The organism is Micromonospora sp. CNB394 (genome assembly GCF_000374985.1).
GTDB classification, from domain to species: domain Bacteria; phylum Actinomycetota; class Actinomycetes; order Mycobacteriales; family Micromonosporaceae; genus Micromonospora; species Micromonospora marina.
Map to the genome: position 1 here is coordinate 140,020 of NZ_KB895831.1, position 17,756 is coordinate 157,775.

Sequence of the window (17,756 nt, forward strand, 5' to 3'; positions counted from 1 at the left end):
ACGTACGGATCAAGCCCCGTACCCGGTCGATGAACCGGTTCGACATCGAGGTGGAGGGCAACCACAACTACTTCGTCGACGGCGTCATGGTGCACAACAGCCCGGAGACCACCACCGGTGGCCGGGCGCTGAAGTTCTACGCCTCGGTCCGGCTCGACGTGCGCCGCATCGAGAGCCTCAAGGACGGCACCGACGTGGTCGGTAACCGCACCCGGGTCAAGGTCGTGAAGAACAAGGTCGCCGCGCCGTTCAAGCAGGCCGAGTTCGACATCATGTACGGCAAGGGCATCTCCCGCGAGGGTTCGCTGATCGACGTCGGCGTGGAGCAGGCGATCATCCGCAAGTCCGGCGCCTGGTACACCTACGACGGTGACCAGCTCGGCCAGGGTAAGGAGAAGGCCCGCGAGTTCCTCCGCGAGAACCCGGACGTGGCGGCCGAGATCGAGAAGAAGATCCTGGAGAAGCTGGGCGTCGGCACCGGTGGTACGGGCGACGCCGCCGGTGGCCCGGAACTGCCGCCGGTCGACTTCTGATCCGCTGACCCGTGGCAGGACGACGCGCCCGTACGGGCCGGGGCTGGGATGCCGGCCCACCCCGTACGGGCGACGCCACAGGTACGCCCCGGCCTCGCCGGGGACGCGGTGATCGCGCGGCGGAGCCCGATGCAGGGGAGGCTCCAGCTTCGCCGCGCGACGAGGCCGAACTGGCCCGGGAGATCTGCCTGCGGCAGCTCGCGGTGCGCCCGCGCACCCGGGCCGAGTTGGCCGGCGCGCTGGCGCGGCGCGGCATCTCCGAGGAGGTCGCCGAGCAGGTCCTCGACCGGTACGACGAGGTCGGCATCGTCGACGACGCCGCCTTCGCCCGCGCCTGGGTGAGCAGCCGGCACAACGGCCGCGGGCTGGCCCGCCGGGCGCTCGCCAATGAGCTGCGCCAGCGCGGCGTCGACGGCGAGGTGGCCGGCGCCGCCCTGGACGGGCTGGACGAGGAGACCGAGGCGCAGACCGCCCGCGCCCTGGTGGAGCGCAAGCTGCGCAGCACCAGGGGCGAGCCGGACGCGGTGTTCCGGCGCCTGGTCGGCATGCTGGCGCGTAAGGGCTACCCGGCCGGGGTGGCGTTCCGGGCGGTGAAGGACGCGCTGGCCGCGCAGAGCGCCGAGGCGGCCGAGTTCGCCGAGCACATCGACGCCGACGCGATGGCCGACGCCGAGCACGACCTCGACTCCCGCCCGGCCCGACTGACCGACTGATCGACCGGGCGCACCCGTCAAGGCCGCCGTCGCGAGGAGAGGCGCACACCCGTGCTGAAGGCGTGTCTCAACGGCACCAGGCGGCGGGGCGAGCACCCCGCGGTGCCGCTCACCCCGGTTGAACTGGCCGCCGACGCGGTGCGCTGCGCGAGCACCGGGGTGGCAGCGGTGCACGTGCACCCGCGCGACGACAGCGGCGCCGAGTCGCTCGACCCGGCGGTGGTCGCCGCCGCGGTCAGCGCCATCCGCGACGCCCGTCCCGGCCTGCCGGTCGGCGTGAGCACCGGCGCCTGGATCGTCCCCGACCCGGCCGCGCGGGTCGCCGCCGTCCGAGCCTGGACGGTGCTGCCCGACTTCGCCTCGGTGAACGCCCACGAACCCGGAGCGGCCGAGGTCGCCGCCGCGCTGCACGAGCGCGGCGTGATGGTCGAGGCCGGTCTGTGGACGCCGGCGTCGGTCGGCGCCTGGCGCCGCTGGTCCGCGCCCACCGGGCGGATCCTGGTCGAGTGCATGGCCGAGCGGGTCGAGACGGCGCTCGCCGACGCGGCGGCGATCCTCGCCGCGCTGCCCGGCGGGCACCCGCCGGTGCTGTTGCACGGCGAGGGCCCGGCCACCTGGCCGGTGTACGCCGAGGCGGTCCGGCGTGGTCTGCACACCCGGATCGGCCTGGAGGACACGCTGCTGCTGCCCGACGGCGCCCAGGCCCCCGACAACGCCACCCTGGTGACCGCGGCCCGCACCCACCCCACTCCCCATTGACACCCCGCCCCCGGCACCGCCCCCACCCAGCCGCCGTGCGCCGGTGCGCCGGTGCGCCGATCATGAACTTGGCGGCGTTTCCCGTCCGTTTGTCCAGGCCAACCTCATGATCACGCCCGCCAACCTCATGATCGCCGGGTATGTCGGATGGCCCGCAGCGGTGATCAAGGAGTTTGTGTGGCCGGGAGGCCCGTGGGGGACGCCAACTCCTTGATCACCAGGGGGCGGCGGGAGTCGGGGAGTCGGCGGGAGTGGAAGAGGGTCTGAGCAGGTCGGGAGCGGTGCTGCGGGGCGGCGTTTGTCCTGGCCTGTCCGGCATATGATCACCACTGAGTGACGCCGTAACTTCTCTCCGTCCGGGTGGTTTGATCATGACTCCTTGACCGAACGGCCCCTCGCGACCTAGCCTCGCCATACAGGCTCACTTTGCCCGACCAGCGCAGGCTAAGCGCACAACATAGATCTCGTAACAGAACAGCATCACTTTGGCCAGCCACACCGGCCCTTGACGGGTGCTCCGGAGCCTCCGGAGCCTCCGACAACTGCAACCGGCCGCCAGCGGTGCCCCGTACGGGACACCGCCGACGGAAAGCTGCCCAGAGTCAGCCGCTCCGGTCGGGCGTCCAGAGCCGCAGGCGCGTGTCCTTCGCGCGTGTCCTGCGGCGCCGACGTTCAGGGGGAGGCGGCCATGGCAGGGCGGCACAGGTTCACCGGCGGTCTGCCACACGGCCCCGATCCCTCCCCGGCGGGTGACAGCCCGGCCACCGAGCCCCGACGGAGCGGTGACGCCGGCGGAGCACGGCGGGCGAGCGTGTCCGCAAATCGCTGCGGAGCGGCTCGATGAGCGCCTTCGACGTCGTCCTCCTCCTGGTCGTGCTGCTGCTGGTCGTGGTGGTGGTCGGTGCCGTGCTGCTCGGCGTGCGAGCCCTCAAGCGGCTCAGCCTGGCGCCCGCGCCGGAGGACCCGGCGTTCATCGCGGAGAAGGACCGGCAGGAGCAGTCCCTCGCGGCGTTGCGGACGGCAGCCGACGAGGTGAACAGCACCATCGACGTGGCGAAGTCCGCCGCGGCGGCGGCGCGGGCCGAGGCGGCCGCCGCCAAGGCCGAGGCGAAGGCGGCCCGTGCCGAGGCCCGGCGGGTGCTCGACGACGCCCGCGCCGAGGCGGACACGGTGCTGGAGCGCGCGCACAAGCAGGCCGAGGCGGACGCCGAGCAGTTGCGCGCGACGGCGCGGCGCAGCGGTGAGCGGGAGGTGGCGGTGCTGGCCGCCACCACCCGGGAGCAGGCCGCCGAGGTGGAACGCCGGGCCGCCCGGATGGATGAGCGGGAGCGGCTGCACACCGAGGAGGTGGAGCGGCTGGCCGAGCGGGAGCGGCAGCTCACCGCCGCCACCGCGGCGCTCGCCACCCGGGAGGCCGCCCTGGTCGAGCGCGAGCGGACGCTGACCGAGGTGGAGGAGCAGCGTCGCCGGGAGCTGGAGCGGGTGGCCGGGCTGACCGCCGACGCGGCCCGCGCCGAGCTGGTCGAGTCGATCGAGGGGCAGGCGAAGCGGGAGGCCGCGCTGCTGGTCCGGGAGATCGAGGCGGACGCGCGCGGTAGCGCGGAGCAGCGTGCCCGCAACATCGTGGTGGACGCGATCCAGCGGGTGGCCAGCGAGCAGACCGCGGAGAGCGTGGTCAGCGTGCTGCACCTGCCCGGGGACGAGATGAAGGGGCGGATCATCGGCCGGGAGGGACGCAACATCCGTGCCTTCGAGTCGGTCACCGGCGTCAATCTGATCATCGACGACACGCCCGAGGCGGTGCTGCTGTCCTGCTTCGACCCGGTACGCCGGGAGGTCGGTCGGGTCACGCTGGAGAAGCTGGTGCTCGACGGCCGGATCCACCCGCACCGGATCGAGGAGGTCTACGACGCGGCCCGGCAGGAGGTGGAGGAGCTGTGCTTCCGGGCCGCCGAGGACGCGCTGGTCGAGGTCGGCATCACGGAGATCCACCCGGAACTGGTCACGCTGCTGGGCCGGTTGCGCTACCGCACGTCGTACGGGCAGAACGTCCTCAAGCACCTGGTGGAGACCGCGCACATCGCTGGGGTGATGGCCGCCGAGCTGCGGCTGGACGTGCCGACGATCAAGCGGTGCGCGTTCCTGCACGACATCGGCAAGGCACTGACCCACGAGGTGGAGGGCAGCCACGCGATCATCGGCGCGGACGTGGCCCGCAAGTACGGCGAGAGCGAGGAGGTGGTGCACGCCATCGAGGCGCACCACAACGAGGTGCCGCCGCAGACCATCGAGGCGGTGCTCACCCAGGCGTCGGACGCCTGCTCGGGCGGGCGGCCGGGCGCGCGGCGGGAGAGCCTCGAGGTGTACGTCAAGCGGCTGGAGCGGATCGAGGAGATCGCGGCCGGCAAGCTGGGCGTGGAGAAGGTCTTCGCCATGCAGGCGGGCCGCGAGATCCGGGTGATGGTCAAGCCGGACGACGTGGACGACATCGGCGCGGCGGTGCTGGCCCGGGACGTGGCCAAGCAGATCGAGGAGGAGCTGACCTACCCGGGGCAGATCCGGGTGACGGTGGTGCGCGAGTCGCGGGTCACCGAGATCGCCCGCTAGATCGGGGAACACGAAAGGGCTGGCCGGAGACGGCCAGCCCTTTCACGTGTGGCGGGTCAGGGGCCGCCGGCACCCTCGGCCTGCGCGGTGAGCGCGGCCGGCGGTGGGGTCGGCGTCGTGGTGCCGGCGCTCTTGCGGCCCTGGGAGAGCCGGTGCTGGACGTACTGGGCCAGCTTCGACAGCGAGTAGTTGATGGCGATGAACAGTACGGCGATCACCACGTACACCTGGATCGGGTTGCCCAGGACGCCGATGATCTGCTTGCCGATGTTGAGCGTCTCCTCGTAGCTGATGATGAAGCCCAGCGAGGTGTCCTTGAGTACCACCACGAGCTGGCTGATGAGCGCCGGGAGCATGATCCGGAAGGCCTGCGGCAGCAGAATCAGCCCGGTGGTCTGGAACGGGGAGAGCCCGATCGCGGCGGCCGCCTCGGCCTGCCCGCCGGGCAGGCCCTCCATCCCCGAGCGCAGGATCTCGGCGATGACCACCGAGTTGTAGACGGTCAGGCCGATGACGAGGTACCAGAGGTTGTCGAACGAGGCACCGAACTCGGGGAAGCCGCGGGCCACGAAGAAGATGGTGATGACGACCGGCAGCCCGCGGAACACCTCGACGCAGACCCGGGTCACGACGGCCAGTACCCAGCTCAGCCCGCGCAGCAGGTACGCCAGGGGCGCGGCCGTTCCGGTGAACCGCCGCCGGGCCAGGCTCTTGAGCTGGATCCGTAGGACGGCGAGGAGGGTGCCGACGACGAGCGACGAGACGATGGCCAGCGCGGCGGCCACGAGGGTGTTCTTGAGGCCGAGTCCGATCCGGTCCCAGACGAGCGGGAAGTTCTCGTTTGAAGGGTCGACGAGCGGCCCCCACAGCTCCATCGAGAACTGGCCCTTGTCGGCCAGCGGCCGATAGATGAACAGGTAGGCGCCGGCCAGCACCACCACGACGGCGACCAGGCTGCTGATGAGCGTGACGCGCCGCTGGCGCGGCCCGGGGATGTCGTAGAGGACGCTGCTCTGCTGGCTCATCGGGCCACCGCCTGTCGCTTCTCGATCCGGTCCAGCAGGGCGCCGAGCGGGACCGTCATGATCAGGTATCCGACCGAGATGCCGATCGCCACCGGGATGAAGGGGTAGCCTCCGGCGGAGGTGAGCTGGTCCGCGGTCTGCGAGAGGTCACCGACCACGCCGAAGAAGCCGACGAGCGCGGAGTTCTTGATCATCGCGATGATGACCGAGCCGAGCGGCACCACCGAGGCCTTCCAGGACTGCGGGAGCACGACGTGCCGCAGGTTCTGGCCGAAGGTGAGGCCCAGCGAACGGGCCGCCTCGGCCTGCCCGGCCGGCACCGCGTTCACGCCGGACCGCAGGGCCTCGCAGACGAACGCTGCGGTGTAGAGGACCAGGGCGATCAGGCCGAAGCGGAAGTAGGGCAGGTCGGTGCCGAGCCGGCTGAAGATCGACTCCAGGCCCGGGATGCGCAGGAAGTCGGCGTTGGAGCCCAGCGCCGGCAGGCCGAACGCGGCGAAGAAGAGCACCACGGTCAGCGGCAGGTTACGGAAGATGGTCACGTACGTGGTGCCGACCGCGCGCAGCGGTGGCACCGGCGAGATCCGCAGCACCGCCACGACGGCGCCCAGGATCAGGGCGCCGATCGCGGCGAGAAAGCAGATCTGGAGGGTGAGCCAGAACCCGCCCGCGAAGACGTCGAACTTGTCGATGAGCACATTCACGGGTCGGTTTCCTCCCCACCCTCCGGATCTAGCGGATCAGTAACGGTTGACGGCGGGCGGGTCGCCCAGGGTGGCGCCGAACTTGCCGGCGGTCTCGTCCCACGCCTTCTTCCAGCTACCGTCCTCGAAGGCCTTGTCGAGGGTGTCGTTGATGAAGTCACGGAAGTCCGTGTCCTCCTTCTTGACACCGATGCCGTACGGCTCCTTGGTGAAGTTGTCGCCGGCCATCTTGAAGGACGCCTCGTCCTTGGCGATGTAGCCGAGCAGGATGACGTTGTCGGTGGTGACTGCGTCGACCTGCTTGCCCTTCAGGGCGTCGCGGCACTTGTCGTAGGTGTCGAAGAGCACCAGCTGGGTGGCGACGTCCTTGACGTACTTCTTGATCTCCTCGGCCGGGGTGGAGCCGGTGACCGAGCAGACCTTCTTGGTGCCGTCGGAGAACGAGTCGGGGCCGGTGATGGCGGCCTCGTCCTTGCGGACCATGATGTTCTGGCCGGCCTCGTAGTACGGCCCGGCGAAGGCGATGCGCTCCTTGCGCTTGTCGTTGATCGTGTAGGTGGCCGCGACCAGGTCGACGGTGCCGTTCACGATGACGTCCTCGCGGACCTTCGACGGCGTCTCGACGTACTCGATCTTGTCCTCGGGGATGCCGAGTTCCTTCACGATCAGCTTCGCGATCTCGACGTCGAAGCCCTCGGGCTTGCCCGACAGGCCCTTCTGGCCGAAGCCCGGCTGGTCGAACTTGGTGCCGACCTTGATCTTCTGGGCCGTGTTCAGCCGCTCCATGGTGCTGCCGGCGGCGAAGTCCTTGTTGCCGGCGCCGGTGCCCGCGTCGTCGCTGTCGCCACCGCAGGCGGACAGGCCGAGCGCCAGAGTCGCCGCTGCGGCGACCGCCGCCACGCGCTTGTAACGCATACTCAATCTCCTTCTTCGACGGAGCCGCCGGGGACGACTCCACTACGGGACGCTCAGTGGGTGAGGATCTTGGAGAGGAAGTCCTTGGCCCGCTCGCTGCGCGGGTTCGCGAAGAACTCGGCCGGCGGCGCGTCCTCGACCAGCTGCCCGTCGGCCATGAATACCACCCGGTTGGCCGCGTGCCGGGCGAAGCCCATCTCGTGGGTCACCACGACCATGGTCATGCCCTCGCCGGCCAGCGAGGTCATCACGTCCAGCACCTCGCCGACCATCTCCGGGTCCAGCGCGCTGGTCGGCTCGTCGAACAGCATCGCCTTGGGCTGCATGGCCAGCGCACGGGCGATCGCCGCCCGCTGCTGCTGACCGCCGGAGAGCTGCGCCGGGTACTTGTCCGCCTGGTTGGCGATGCCGACCCGGTCCAGCAGGGCCAGGCCGCGCTCACGGGCCGCGGCCGGCTTCTCCTTGCGGACCTTTACCGGCCCCAGCGTGACGTTCTCCAGGATGGTCTTGTGCGCGAAGAGGTTGAACGACTGGAACACCATGCCGACCTCGCTGCGCAGCCTGGCCAGGGGCTTGCCCTCCGCCGGCAGCGGCTGCCCGTCGAACGTGATGGTGCCGTTGTCGATGGGCTCCAGCCGGTTGATGGTGCGGCAGAGCGTCGACTTGCCGGAGCCGGACGGGCCGATCACCACGACCACCTCACCCCGGCCGACGGACAGGGACACGTCGTCGAGCACGTGCAGCGGCCCGAACCACTTGTTCACCCCGTCGAGCACGATCAGCGGGTCGCCCGTCGTCACGTCGTCCACCGTCCCTGTCGTCCATGGCGGAATCCGGGAGTCGGTCGACCCTCGGTTGGGCAACTGTAGGCGGGGTGATGTGGCAGAACGCAACCCAGATGGTCACGGAGCGGTAACACCGGTCGCCGCCGTGCCGGCCCGTCCGAATTTCGTCACCCGCCGGGTGGCCGAGTGGCGGCGTCGCCACCGGCCGGAGACCATGAGGGGATGACCGACGCGATCCGGCTGACCGACTACGCCCGCGGTGGCGGTTGCGCCTGCAAGATCCCGCCCGGCGAGCTGGAGGCGATGGTCGCCGGGCTCGGCGCGACCGGCGGCTCCGCCGATCTGCTGGTCGGGCTGGAGAACGGCGACGACGCCGCGGTGGTCCGGCTGGACGAGCGTACGGGCCTGGTGAGCACCGCCGACTTCTTCACCCCGGTGGTCGACGACGCCTACGACTGGGGGCGCATCGCCGCCGCCAACGCGCTCTCCGACGTGTACGCGATGGGCGGCACCCCGCTCGTCGCGCTGAACCTGCTCTGCTGGCCGCGCGGCATCCTGCCACCGGAGATGGCCCGCGAGGTGCTGCGCGGTGGCCTGGACGTGGCCCGGGAGGCGAACTGCCACCTGGCCGGCGGGCACAGCGTGGACGACGACGGCCCGAAGTACGGCCTGGCGGTCACCGGCGTGGTCCGGCCGGAAGAGCTGATCACGCTCGACGCGGGGCGGGCCGGGCGGCCGCTGTCGCTGACCAAGCCGCTCGGGGTGGGCGTGCTCAACACCCGGCACAAGCAGACCGGGCAGCGTTTCCCCGAGGCGGTCGACTCGATGGCCCGGCTCAACCGGGACGCGGCCCGCGCGGCGGTGGCCGCGGGCATCCGCTGCGGCACCGACGTGACCGGCTTCGGCCTGCTCGGGCACGCCTCGAAGCTGGCCCGCGCGAGCCGCCTGACGGTGGCGATCGACGCGGCGGCGGTGCCGTACCTGCCGGGTGCGCGGGAGGCGCTGCGCGACGGGTACGTCAGTGGCGGCACCCGGCGCAACCTGGACTGGGTCACGCCGTGGACCGACTTCGGCGGCGCCGACGAGGGGGAGCGGCTGCTGCTGGCCGACGCGCAGACCTCCGGTGGCCTGCTGGTCGCCGGTGAGGTGCCGGGCGGCACGGTGATCGGCGAGTTGCTGCCGGCTTCGGAGCATCTGATCCGGGTTCGTTGAGTGACGGTTCGCGGCGTGGCCTGGCCGCCACCGCGGCACCGTACCCGATAAACTGTCATCTTCCAGCTACTCTGGGCAACGTCGCCCGAGGGAATTTTGCCCGGAATGGTCACAGACCGGTAACTTGCGCCCGGTTGGGGGCAAACGCAGCCCACCATCGTCATGAAGGCCCGATCCGGAGGCCGGTGGAACGAGCGCAGCGAGGAGGCGGCATGACCGAGCTGTGGAACTGGAGAATCGACGGCGGCGAGCCGGTGGAGGTCTACCCGGCACTGGCCGAGGCGCTCGGCCGGGTGGTGATGCCCATGGCCGTCGCCGACCCGATGCGGCTCCCCGCGTACGCGGTGGTCTGCGACGTGTGGGAGGCGCCCGGGCTGTACGGCACCGTGGTCGACTGTTACGGCGTGCCCGAGAGCCTGACCGAGCTGCCCGCGATCGCGGCGCTGGCCCGGCTGCTGGGCCGCAACTGCCTGACGCGCGACGACACGCTCGACGCCGGCCGGCACCTGCTGGTCGCGCCGGACGGCACGATCCGGCCGGTGCACTTCGACGTCGCCGACACCGACGACGGCGAGGTGCTCAGCCACCACCGGCTGTGCACGGTCGCCGACGCACGCTGCCGGGGCTGGTCGCAGTGCCACCGCTCCCGCTGGGCCCCCGACACTGTCGCACCGGCGCTCGCCGCCGCCTGAGCGCGGACGCCGGCCGGCACCCGTGAGGCGGTGCTCGCCGCCGTGTCCCCTCCGGCGGCGAGCGGTGGCGGGCCCGGACTCACCCCCGGGCCGCCTGCTGCTGTCCCCGCACCACGAGCTGGTCCAGCAGCGTCGCGGTGGCGGCGGCCACCGCGTCCACCGCGGCGTCGAACGCTGCCGCGTTGTGGGCGGCGGGGGTACGGAATCCGGAGATCTTCCGGACGTACTGCAACGCGGCGGCGCGGATGTCCTCCTCGGTCACCACCGGGACGTACGGCTCACGCAGGGTCTTGATGCTCCGGCACACAGCTCCTCCTCGTTCGATCCGATCGGCTCCACCCGGATACGCTGTCCGGGTCATGACTACCGCAGCCGCGGGCAGCCCGCGCACCTACCAGGTGCGTACGTACGGCTGCCAGATGAACGTGCACGACTCCGAGCGCATCTCCGGCCTCCTCGAGGACGCCGGGTACGTGCGCGCCGCCGAGGCCGACGAGCAGCCCGACGTGGTGGTGTTCAACACCTGCGCGGTCCGGGAGAACGCCGACAACCGCCTCTACGGCAACCTGGGTCATCTGCGCCCCGTGAAGGCGAAGCATCCCGGGATGCAGATCGCGGTCGGCGGCTGCCTGGCCCAGAAGGACCGCGGCGACATCGTCCGCAAGGCGCCCTGGGTGGACGTCGTCTTCGGCACGCACAACATCGGCGCGTTGCCGGCGCTGCTGGACCGGGCCCGGCACAACGCCGCGGCCGAGGTCGAGATCCTGGAGTCGCTGGAGGTCTTCCCCTCCACGCTGCCGACCCGGCGCGAGTCGACGTACGCCGGGTGGGTCTCGATCTCCGTCGGCTGCAACAACACGTGCACGTTCTGCATCGTGCCCTCCCTGCGCGGCAAGGAGAAGGACCGCCGCCCCGGCGACATCCTCTCCGAGGTCCGCGCGCTGGCCGACTCCGGCGTGCTGGAGGTGACGCTGCTCGGGCAGAACGTCAACTCCTACGGCGTCGAGTTCGGCGACCGGTACGCCTTCGGCAAGCTGCTGCGCGCCTGCGGGGACATCGACGGGCTGGAGCGGGTGCGGTTCACCAGCCCGCACCCGAAGGACTTCACCGACGACGTGATCGCCGCGATGGCCGAGACGCCGAACGTCTGCCACTCGCTGCACATGCCGTTGCAGTCCGGCTCGGACGACGTGCTGCGGGCGATGCGCCGGTCGTACCGGTCGGAGCGTTACCTGGGGATCATCTCCAAGGTCCGGGCGGCGATGCCGGACGCGGCGATCACCACCGACATCATCGTCGGCTTCCCGGGCGAGACCGAGGCCGACTTCGCCCGCACGCTCGACCTGGTGCGGGAGGCGCGGTTCTCCTCGGCGTTCACGTTCCAGTACTCCAAGCGCCCCGGCACGCCGGCCGCCACGATGGACGGGCAGTTGCCCAAGCAGGTCGTGCAGGAGCGTTACGAGCGGCTGATCGCCTGCGTGGAGGAGATCACCTGGGCGGAGAACAAGAAGCTGGTCGGGGAGACCGTCGAGGTGCTGGTGGCGGTCGGCGAGGGCCGCAAGGACGAGCGCACCGGCCGGATGTCCGGACGCGCCCGCGACGGCCGGCTCGTGCACTTCGCCACCGGTGAGCTGGCCGGGCGTATCCGTCCCGGCGACATCGTGCACACAGTCGTCACGTACGCCGCCCCGCACCACCTCAACGCCGACGGCGCGCCGCTGGCGCACCGGCGCACCCGGGCCGGGGACGCGGCCGAGGCGGGACAGGTTCCGCGTACCCCGGGGGTGCTGCTGGGCCTGCCGACGATCGGCGCGCCGGCCGCGGCACCCGCCCCCGTAGGCGGCTGCACCGCCCAGTGACCGCACGCAAGGAAGGGCCCCCTTTTAACACCGAGTGTTAAAAGGGGGCCCTTCCTCTACCGGAGGCGTTAAGAAGGTGCCCTTCCTTCCGCGTCAGCCGGCCTGCTCGGCGAGCTGGAGGAACTGCCGCTTCGAGGCGAGTGCCTGCTCGGCATCCTTGATCCGGCGGGCGTCACCGGCGGCCTGGGCCCGGGCCAGCCGGTCCTCGGCCTCGGCGACCTGGGCGCGCATCTGCGCCAGCAGCGGGTTGTCCTCCTTGGAGGTACGCCGCCACGCCGAGTCCATCACCTCGCGGACCTTGTCGTCCACGGCCCGCAGGCGGCGCTCCAGCCCGGCGGCGGCCTCGCGGGGCACCCGGCCGGCCTCGTGCCACTGCGCCTGGATCTCCCGCAGCTTCGCCTGGGCGCCCTTCGGGTCGCCGTCGACGTCTAGCGCCTCGGCCTCGGCCAGCAGCGCCTGCTTGCGCTCCAGGTTGGCGCGCTGCTCGTTGTCGCGCGCCGAGAAGACCTCGCTGCGGCGGGTGAAGAACTCGTCCTGCGCGGCGCGGAACCGTTCCCAGAGCTTCTGCTCGGCCTCCTTGGCGGCGCGCGGCGCGGCCTTCCACTGGGTCATCAGGTCCTTGAGCTGCCCGGCGGTGACGCCCCAGTCGGTGGAGTCCTTGAGCTTCTCCGCCTCGGCGACCAGCTCCTCCTTGACCGTCTGCGCCTGCTTGCGCTGCTGGTCGAGGGAGGCGAAGTGGGCACCCCGGCGGCGGGTGAAGCCGTCGCGCGCGGCGGCGAACCGCTTCCACAGCTCACCGTCGGCCTTCTTGTCGACGCCGCGGATGGTTTTCCACTCGTCGAGGATCTCCTTGAGCCGGTCACCGGCGGTCTTCCAGCCGGTCGACTCGGCGGCGAGCTTCTCGGCCTCCTCGACCAGAGCGGTCTTGCGGGCCAGTGCCTCGCCCCGGGCAGCCTCGCGGGCCGCCTTGGCCTCGCCGGCCTTCTCCTCGGCGACGGTGGCCAGCTTGTCCAGGCGGGCGGCCAGGGCGTCGATGTCACCGACCACGTGCGCCTCGGCCAGCGACCCACGGATCCGGCGGATCGTGGTCAGGGAGTGACCGGCGTCAGCCGCGCCCGAGTTGAGCCGGGCCTCGGTTAGGTCGACCTCGGTCACCAGGTCGGCGTAGCGCCGGGCGAAGTGGGCGAGCCCTTCCTCCGGTGCCCCTGCCTGCCAGGATCCGACCACCCGCTCGCCCTCGGCGGTCTTGACGTAGACGGTGCCGTCCTCGTCGACCCGTCCGAAGGCAGTCCAGTCGCTCATGTGCCCATCCTCGTTCTCCCGGCGTCGAGGGGACAGCCCCCTCGTCCGCCGCCACGGCGCAGCAAACTTTCTCCCGGCATTGTCACAGGTCCACCCCGGTCCGTGTCGAGCGCCTGTCGCCGACCGTGACCATACGGTGTTGTACGCCCCCGATGACCGGATCGGCGCGGGGACGCACCGGGAGATCCCGATAGGTTTGGGGCGTGCCCCTGGTTGCCGCCGCCGTCTGCCCCCACCCGCCGCTTATCGTGCCCGAGCTGGCCGGCGCCGCCGCGCCCGAGCTGGACGACCTGCGCGCCGCCGCCGACGCCGCGGTCGCCCGGCTGCTCGCCGCCGGTCCCGAGGCGGTCCTGCTCGTCGGCGGCGGACCGGAGACCGTTCGGTTCGCCGCCGCCGACTCGGGCTCCCTGCGCGGCTTCGGGCTGGACCGGCCGGTGCGGCTGTGGCAGACCTCCTGCTCCGGCGCGGAGCGCCTGCCGCTGAGCCTGACCATCGGCGCCTGGCTGCTGAACCGCTCCGGCACGACGCTGCCCCGGCTGGCCCGGTCGGTGGCGCACGACGCCACGCCGGCGGAGTGTGCGGCGTTCGGCGCGAGCCTGATCGCCGACGACGATCCGCCCGTCGCGCTGCTCGTGCTCGGTGACGGGTCCGCCTGCCGGGGCGTCAAGGCGCCGGGGTACGACGACCCGCGCGCCGCGGCGTACGACGAGGGGGTCGCCGCGGCCCTGGCCGGCGCGGACGCCGACGCCCTGCTCGGGCTGGACCCGGGGCTGTCGGCGGAGCTGCGGGTCGCCGGGCGGGCGCCCTGGCAGGTGCTGGCCGGCGCGGCCCGGGCGGCGGGCGGCGACTGGTGCGGCGAGCTGAGCTACCACCGCGCCCCCTACGGCGTTGCCTACCTCGTGGCGAACTGGGAGCGGTCGTGACAGTCGTGGCGGTGGTCGGGCCGACCGCGGCCGGGAAGTCGGCGCTGAGCATCGCGCTGGCGCACGCGCTCGACGGCGAGGTCGTGAACGCCGACTCGATGCAGCTGTATCGGGGCATGGACGTCGGCACCGCGAAGCTGTCGCCGGCCGAGCGCGAGGGCGTGCCGCACCACCTGCTGGACATCTGGCCGGTGACCGAGCCGGCCAGTGTCGCGGAGTATCAGACGCTGGCCCGTGCGGCGGTCGACGACATCCTGGCCCGGGGACGGGTGCCGCTGCTGGTCGGCGGCTCCGGGCTGTACGTGCGGGCGGTGCTGGAGCGGTTCGAGTTTCCCGGCACCGACCCGGCGCTGCGGGAGCGGCTGGAGGCGGAACTCGCGACGGTCGGCCCCGAGCCGCTGCACGCCCGGCTGACCGAGGCCGACCCGGACGCGGCGGCGAGCATCCTGCCCACGAACGGCCGCCGGATCGTGCGGGCGCTGGAGGTGATCGAGCTGACCGGCGCTCCGTTCACCGCGTCGCTGCCGTCGCCCACTCCGTACTACCCGTCGGTGCAGCTCGGCGTCGACCTGGACACCGCTTCGCTGGACGAGCGGATCGCGTTGCGGGTGGACCGGATGTGGGCCGCCGGGCTGGTCGACGAGGTGCGGGCGCTGGTCGCCGAAGGGCTGCCCGAGGGGCGGACGGCGAGCCGGGCGCTCGGCTACCAACAGGTGCTGCGGTTCCTGGCCGGGGAGCTGACCGAGACGGAGGCGCACGAGGATACGGTCCGCGCGACCCGCCGGTTCGTCAGGCGGCAGCGCTCCTGGTTCCGGCGTGACCCGCGCATCCACTGGCTGGACTCGGCGTCGCCCGGGTTCCTCGGCACTGCCCTGCGGGTGGTCGCCGAGCATCGGGGATGATGGAGGCGTGGAGTTCACAAAGGGTCACGGCACCGGCAACGACTTCGTCATCCTGCCCGACCCGGACGGCGCCCTCGACCTGACGCCGGGCCTGGTCGCCGCGCTCTGCGACAGGCGGCGCGGGCTCGGCGGCGACGGCGTGCTGCGCGTCGTACGGGCCGCCAAGCACCCCGAGGGTGTCGCGCTGGCGGGCGAGGCCGAGTGGTTCATGGACTACTGGAACTCCGACGGCTCGTTCGCCGAGATGTGCGGCAACGGGGCCCGTGTGTTCGTCCGCTACCTGCTGGACCGGTCGCTGGCCGCCCCGTCGGGCGGGACGTTGCCGATCGCGACCCGCGCCGGCCTGGTCCGGGCCCGCGTCGAGGGCGCTGGTGTGGCGGTCGAGATGCGCCGCCCCCGGCTGTACGACACCGCGACCGCCACGCTCGGCGGGCTGACGCTGCCCGGCACCGCCGTGGACGTCGGCAACCCGCACCTGGTGTGCCCGCTGCCCGCCGCGCTGGAGCTGACCGGGCTGGACCTCACCCGCGCGCCCGGGGTCGACGCCTCGACGTTCCCGTCCGGGGTGAACGTCGAGTTCACCTCGCCGGGCGAGCCGGTCGCCGGCACCGACGGGCACGTGCTGATGCGGGTCTACGAGCGCGGCTCGGCCGAGACGCTATCCTGCGGCACCGGCGCGTGCGCGGTGGCGGCGGTGGCGTTGCGCGACGCCGGCCTGGACACCGGCACGATGACCGTGGACGTACCCGGCGGACGCCTCACCGTGACGGTGACGGCCGACACCTGCTGGCTGTCCGGTCCCGCGGTCCTGGTGGCGACCGGCACCCTGACCCCCTCCACCCTGCACCAATAGCCCGCCCGCGTTGCTTCTGCCAGTTGATCAAGGAGTTTGTGGCGGAATCCCGGTGCTCCGGTGACGCGAACTCCTTGGTCGGCACGGGGCTGAGTGCGCGCTGCGGTCCGGCTGGCCGGCATTCCTTCCAAGATCTCGTGTGGACGTGCCGGGGACGCCTGACTGCGCCGGGTTGCGGGTGTGGGGTGGTGCGCTGAGCCGGGCGCGGGCGGGCCCGTGGGAGGAGATGCCGCCTTGCGAGGTGCTGCCCCCGCGAGAGGGCGCTGGCCTGCGCGAAGGCGCCGCGCAAGGCCGGGTGGGAACGCGTCAGGGGGTGGCGCTGGCGTTGGCGGCGATCTCGGGCAGGTCGGCCGGGCCCGGGTCGGCCGCCGGGGCCGGCGTCGCGGCCGGGTTCTGGGCGGCGGCCCGCACCGCGGCGGCCACGGCCGGGGCGACCCGGGAGTCGAAGACGCTCGGCACGATCACCGTCGGGTTGATCTTGTCCGCACCGACCACGTCCGCGATGGCTTGCGCGGCGGCGAGCGCCATCTCGTCGGTGAACTCCTCGGCGTGCGCGTCGAGCATGCCGCGGAACACGCCGGGGAAGGCCAGCACATTGTTGATCTGGTTCGGCTGGTCCGAGCGGCCGGTGGCGACCACTGCGGCGTGCTTGCGCGCCTCTCGCGGGTCCACCTCCGGATCGGGGTTGGCGAGCGCGAAGACGATCGCGTCCTTCGCCATCTGGGCGACGTCCTCGCCGGTGAGCAGATTCGGCGCGCTCACGCCGATGAACACGTCCGCGCCGCGTACCGCCCCGGCCAGGTCACCGGAGTAGTTCTCCTTGTTGGTGTTGTCGGCCAGCCACCGCCAGGCCGGGTTGAGGTCCGGCAGTCCGCGGTGCAGGGCGCCCTGGCGGTCGTACGCGATGATGTCGCCCACGCCCTGGCGCAGCAGCAGCTTCATGATCGCGGTGCCGGCCGCGCCGGCGCCGGAGACCACGACCCGGACGTCCGCGAGCTGCTTGCCCACGACGCGCAGCGCGTTCGTCAGCGCGGCCAGCACGCAGATCGCGGTGCCGTGCTGGTCGTCGTGGAAGACCGGGATGTCCAGCGCCTCGCGGAGCCGGGCCTCGATCTCGAAGCAGCGCGGCGCGGCGATGTCCTCCAGGTTGATCCCGCCGTACGCGGGCGCGATCGCCTTGACGATCGCCACGATCTCGTCGGTGTCCTGCGTGTCCAGCACCACCGGCCAGGCGTCCACCCCGCCGAAGCGCTTGAACAGCGCCGCCTTGCCCTCCATCACCGGCAGCGACGCGGCCGGCCCGAGGTTGCCCAGGCCGAGCACCGCGGTGCCGTCGCTGACCACGGCGACGGTGTTGCGCTTGATGGTGAGCCGGCGGGCGTCGGCCGGGTTCTCCGCGATCGCCATGCAGACCCGGGCCACGCCCGGGGTGTACGCGCGGGACAGCTCGTCCCGGGTGCGCAGCGCGACCTTCGGGGTGACCTCGATCTTGCCGCCGAGGTGCAGCAGGAAGGTGCGGTCGGAGACCTTGCGGACGTCCACCCCGTCGAGCGCGGTGAGCGCGTCGACGACCTGGTCGGCGTGGCCGGCGTCGGCGGTGTCGCAGGTGAGGTCGACGATCACGTGCGCGGGGTCGGAGTCGACCACGTCCAGCGCGGTGACGATGGCCCCGGCCTCGCCAGCGGCGGTGGTGAGCCGGCCGATGGAGGTGGCGTCGGCGGGTACCGCGATCCGGATGGTGATGGAGAATCCGGCACTCGGCAGTCGTGTGTTGGCCACGAGAAACTCCTCCGTCGGCGCTGAGCGGCTCGACTGGCATTTCTACTCGCCCGCCCTGGTCGCCCGGCATCCGCCCCCGCTACCGGTGGGTAGCGTCGCGGGCATAACACACGTGCGTCCGGCGTTGTCACATGTCAGGATTGCTGTCACGCGCCGAAAATTCCCGGCGTTGCACATAACGGACAGGAGACGC

17 protein-coding genes are annotated in these 17,756 nt (G+C 72.1%); 10 read left to right on the plus strand and 7 right to left on the minus strand.

The features are described from left to right. Positions 1–29: 29 nt before the first annotated feature. The 4 genes from C569_RS34870 (at position 30) to rny (ending at position 4,612) form a co-directional block, all read left to right on the plus strand. The gene (locus C569_RS34870; RefSeq protein WP_279616549.1) at positions 30–533 is read left to right on the plus strand and encodes a hypothetical protein; all 504 of its coding nucleotides are present in this window, start codon (positions 30–32) and stop codon (positions 531–533) included. A gap of 11 nt (positions 534–544) precedes the next feature. Beyond that, positions 545–1,246 (plus strand): regulatory protein RecX, encoded by a 702-nt coding sequence (locus C569_RS0111680; protein ID WP_026268030.1) that lies wholly within the window; start codon positions 545–547, stop codon positions 1,244–1,246. 51 nt (positions 1,247–1,297) lie between these two features. Then, entirely contained in the window at positions 1,298–2,005 is a 708-nt protein-coding gene (locus C569_RS0111685) for a 3-keto-5-aminohexanoate cleavage protein (protein ID WP_018785966.1), read from the plus strand. Positions 2,006–2,845: 840 nt separating this feature from the next. Next, complete coding sequence (gene rny / locus C569_RS0111690) at positions 2,846–4,612, plus strand: ribonuclease Y (protein WP_018785967.1); 1,767 nt, start codon at positions 2,846–2,848, stop codon at positions 4,610–4,612. A 56-nt stretch (positions 4,613–4,668) separates the two neighbouring features. Here rny and C569_RS0111695 read toward each other — a convergent pair whose 3' ends face one another. From C569_RS0111695 to C569_RS0111710, 4 genes are read right to left on the minus strand one after another with little or no spacing between them, the layout of a single operon-like run. Next, a complete protein-coding gene (locus C569_RS0111695; protein WP_018785968.1) occupies positions 4,669–5,637 on the minus strand; it encodes an amino acid ABC transporter permease in 969 nt (322 codons plus the stop codon). Beyond that, the gene (locus C569_RS0111700) at positions 5,634–6,341 is read right to left on the minus strand and encodes an amino acid ABC transporter permease (protein WP_026268031.1); all 708 of its coding nucleotides are present in this window, start codon (positions 6,339–6,341) and stop codon (positions 5,634–5,636) included. Before C569_RS0111700 ends, C569_RS0111695 begins: the two co-directional genes overlap by 4 nt. Positions 6,342–6,377: 36 nt before the next feature. Continuing rightward, a complete protein-coding gene (locus tag C569_RS0111705; protein WP_018785970.1) occupies positions 6,378–7,256 on the minus strand; it encodes a glutamate ABC transporter substrate-binding protein in 879 nt (292 codons plus the stop codon). Positions 7,257–7,309: 53 nt separating this feature from the next. Further along, complete coding sequence (locus tag C569_RS0111710) at positions 7,310–8,065, minus strand: amino acid ABC transporter ATP-binding protein (protein WP_018785971.1); 756 nt, start codon at positions 8,063–8,065, stop codon at positions 7,310–7,312. Positions 8,066–8,263: 198 nt separating this feature from the next. Here C569_RS0111710 and selD point away from each other — a divergent pair, with 198 nt between their 5' ends. Next, positions 8,264–9,253 carry a selenide, water dikinase SelD gene (gene selD, locus C569_RS0111715; protein ID WP_018785972.1) on the plus strand — a complete coding sequence of 330 codons (990 nt, stop codon included), beginning with the start codon at positions 8,264–8,266 and terminating at the stop codon, positions 9,251–9,253. 212 nt (positions 9,254–9,465) lie between these two features. Then, positions 9,466–9,945: a hypothetical protein gene (locus tag C569_RS0111720; RefSeq protein WP_018785973.1), complete on the plus strand. Its 480-nt coding sequence runs from the start codon at positions 9,466–9,468 to the stop codon at positions 9,943–9,945. A gap of 79 nt (positions 9,946–10,024) precedes the next feature. Here C569_RS0111720 and C569_RS0111725 read toward each other — a convergent pair whose 3' ends face one another. Further along, the gene (locus tag C569_RS0111725; RefSeq protein ID WP_018785974.1) at positions 10,025–10,252 is read right to left on the minus strand and encodes a DUF2277 family protein; all 228 of its coding nucleotides are present in this window, start codon (positions 10,250–10,252) and stop codon (positions 10,025–10,027) included. Positions 10,253–10,304: 52 nt separating this feature from the next. Between C569_RS0111725 and miaB the strand changes: the two genes are divergently transcribed. Beyond that, positions 10,305–11,804 carry a tRNA (N6-isopentenyl adenosine(37)-C2)-methylthiotransferase MiaB gene (gene miaB / locus C569_RS0111730; protein ID WP_018785975.1) on the plus strand — a complete coding sequence of 500 codons (1,500 nt, stop codon included), beginning with the start codon at positions 10,305–10,307 and terminating at the stop codon, positions 11,802–11,804. A gap of 93 nt (positions 11,805–11,897) precedes the next feature. On the opposite strand, the gene C569_RS0111735 is transcribed toward miaB, so the two are convergent. Further along, positions 11,898–13,106, minus strand: coding sequence for a DUF349 domain-containing protein (locus C569_RS0111735; protein WP_018785976.1), 1,209 nt, complete (start codon positions 13,104–13,106; stop codon positions 11,898–11,900). Between the two features lie 203 nt (positions 13,107–13,309). On the opposite strand from C569_RS0111735, the gene C569_RS0111740 reads away from it, so the two are divergent. From C569_RS0111740 to dapF, 3 genes are read left to right on the plus strand one after another with little or no spacing between them, the layout of a single operon-like run. Then, a complete protein-coding gene (locus tag C569_RS0111740; RefSeq protein WP_026268046.1) occupies positions 13,310–14,029 on the plus strand; it encodes a hypothetical protein in 720 nt (239 codons plus the stop codon). Beyond that, positions 13,912–14,931 (plus strand): tRNA (adenosine(37)-N6)-dimethylallyltransferase MiaA, encoded by a 1,020-nt coding sequence (miaA, locus tag C569_RS30160; RefSeq protein WP_155945531.1) that lies wholly within the window; start codon positions 13,912–13,914, stop codon positions 14,929–14,931. The genes C569_RS0111740 and miaA overlap by 118 nt, the downstream gene beginning before the upstream one ends. Positions 14,932–14,938: 7 nt before the next feature. Continuing rightward, on the plus strand, positions 14,939–15,784 hold the full coding sequence (gene dapF, locus C569_RS0111750) for a diaminopimelate epimerase (RefSeq protein WP_018785979.1): 846 nt from the start codon (positions 14,939–14,941) through the stop codon (positions 15,782–15,784). A 306-nt stretch (positions 15,785–16,090) separates the two neighbouring features. Here the strand turns inward: dapF and C569_RS0111755 are convergent, their stop codons facing one another. After that, positions 16,091–17,563 (minus strand): NAD-dependent malic enzyme, encoded by a 1,473-nt coding sequence (locus C569_RS0111755; protein WP_018785980.1) that lies wholly within the window; start codon positions 17,561–17,563, stop codon positions 16,091–16,093. Between the last annotated feature and the right edge of the window lie 193 nt (positions 17,564–17,756).

Bases quoted from the DNA above. Each gene is read 5' to 3' on its own strand.
- C569_RS34870 (WP_279616549.1), top strand. From the start codon at position 30: ATGAACCGGTTCGACATCGAGGTGGAGGGCAACCACAACTACTTCGTC.
- rny (WP_018785967.1), top strand. From the start codon at position 2,846: ATGAGCGCCTTCGACGTCGTCCTCCTCCTGGTCGTGCTGCTGCTGGTC.
- C569_RS0111695 (WP_018785968.1), bottom strand. From the start codon at position 5,637: ATGAGCCAGCAGAGCAGCGTCCTCTACGACATCCCCGGGCCGCGCCAG.
- C569_RS0111705 (WP_018785970.1), bottom strand. From the start codon at position 7,256: ATGCGTTACAAGCGCGTGGCGGCGGTCGCCGCAGCGGCGACTCTGGCG.
- selD (WP_018785972.1), top strand. From the start codon at position 8,264: ATGACCGACGCGATCCGGCTGACCGACTACGCCCGCGGTGGCGGTTGC.
- C569_RS0111720 (WP_018785973.1), top strand. From the start codon at position 9,466: ATGACCGAGCTGTGGAACTGGAGAATCGACGGCGGCGAGCCGGTGGAG.
- miaB (WP_018785975.1), top strand. From the start codon at position 10,305: ATGACTACCGCAGCCGCGGGCAGCCCGCGCACCTACCAGGTGCGTACG.
- C569_RS0111735 (WP_018785976.1), bottom strand. From the start codon at position 13,106: ATGAGCGACTGGACTGCCTTCGGACGGGTCGACGAGGACGGCACCGTC.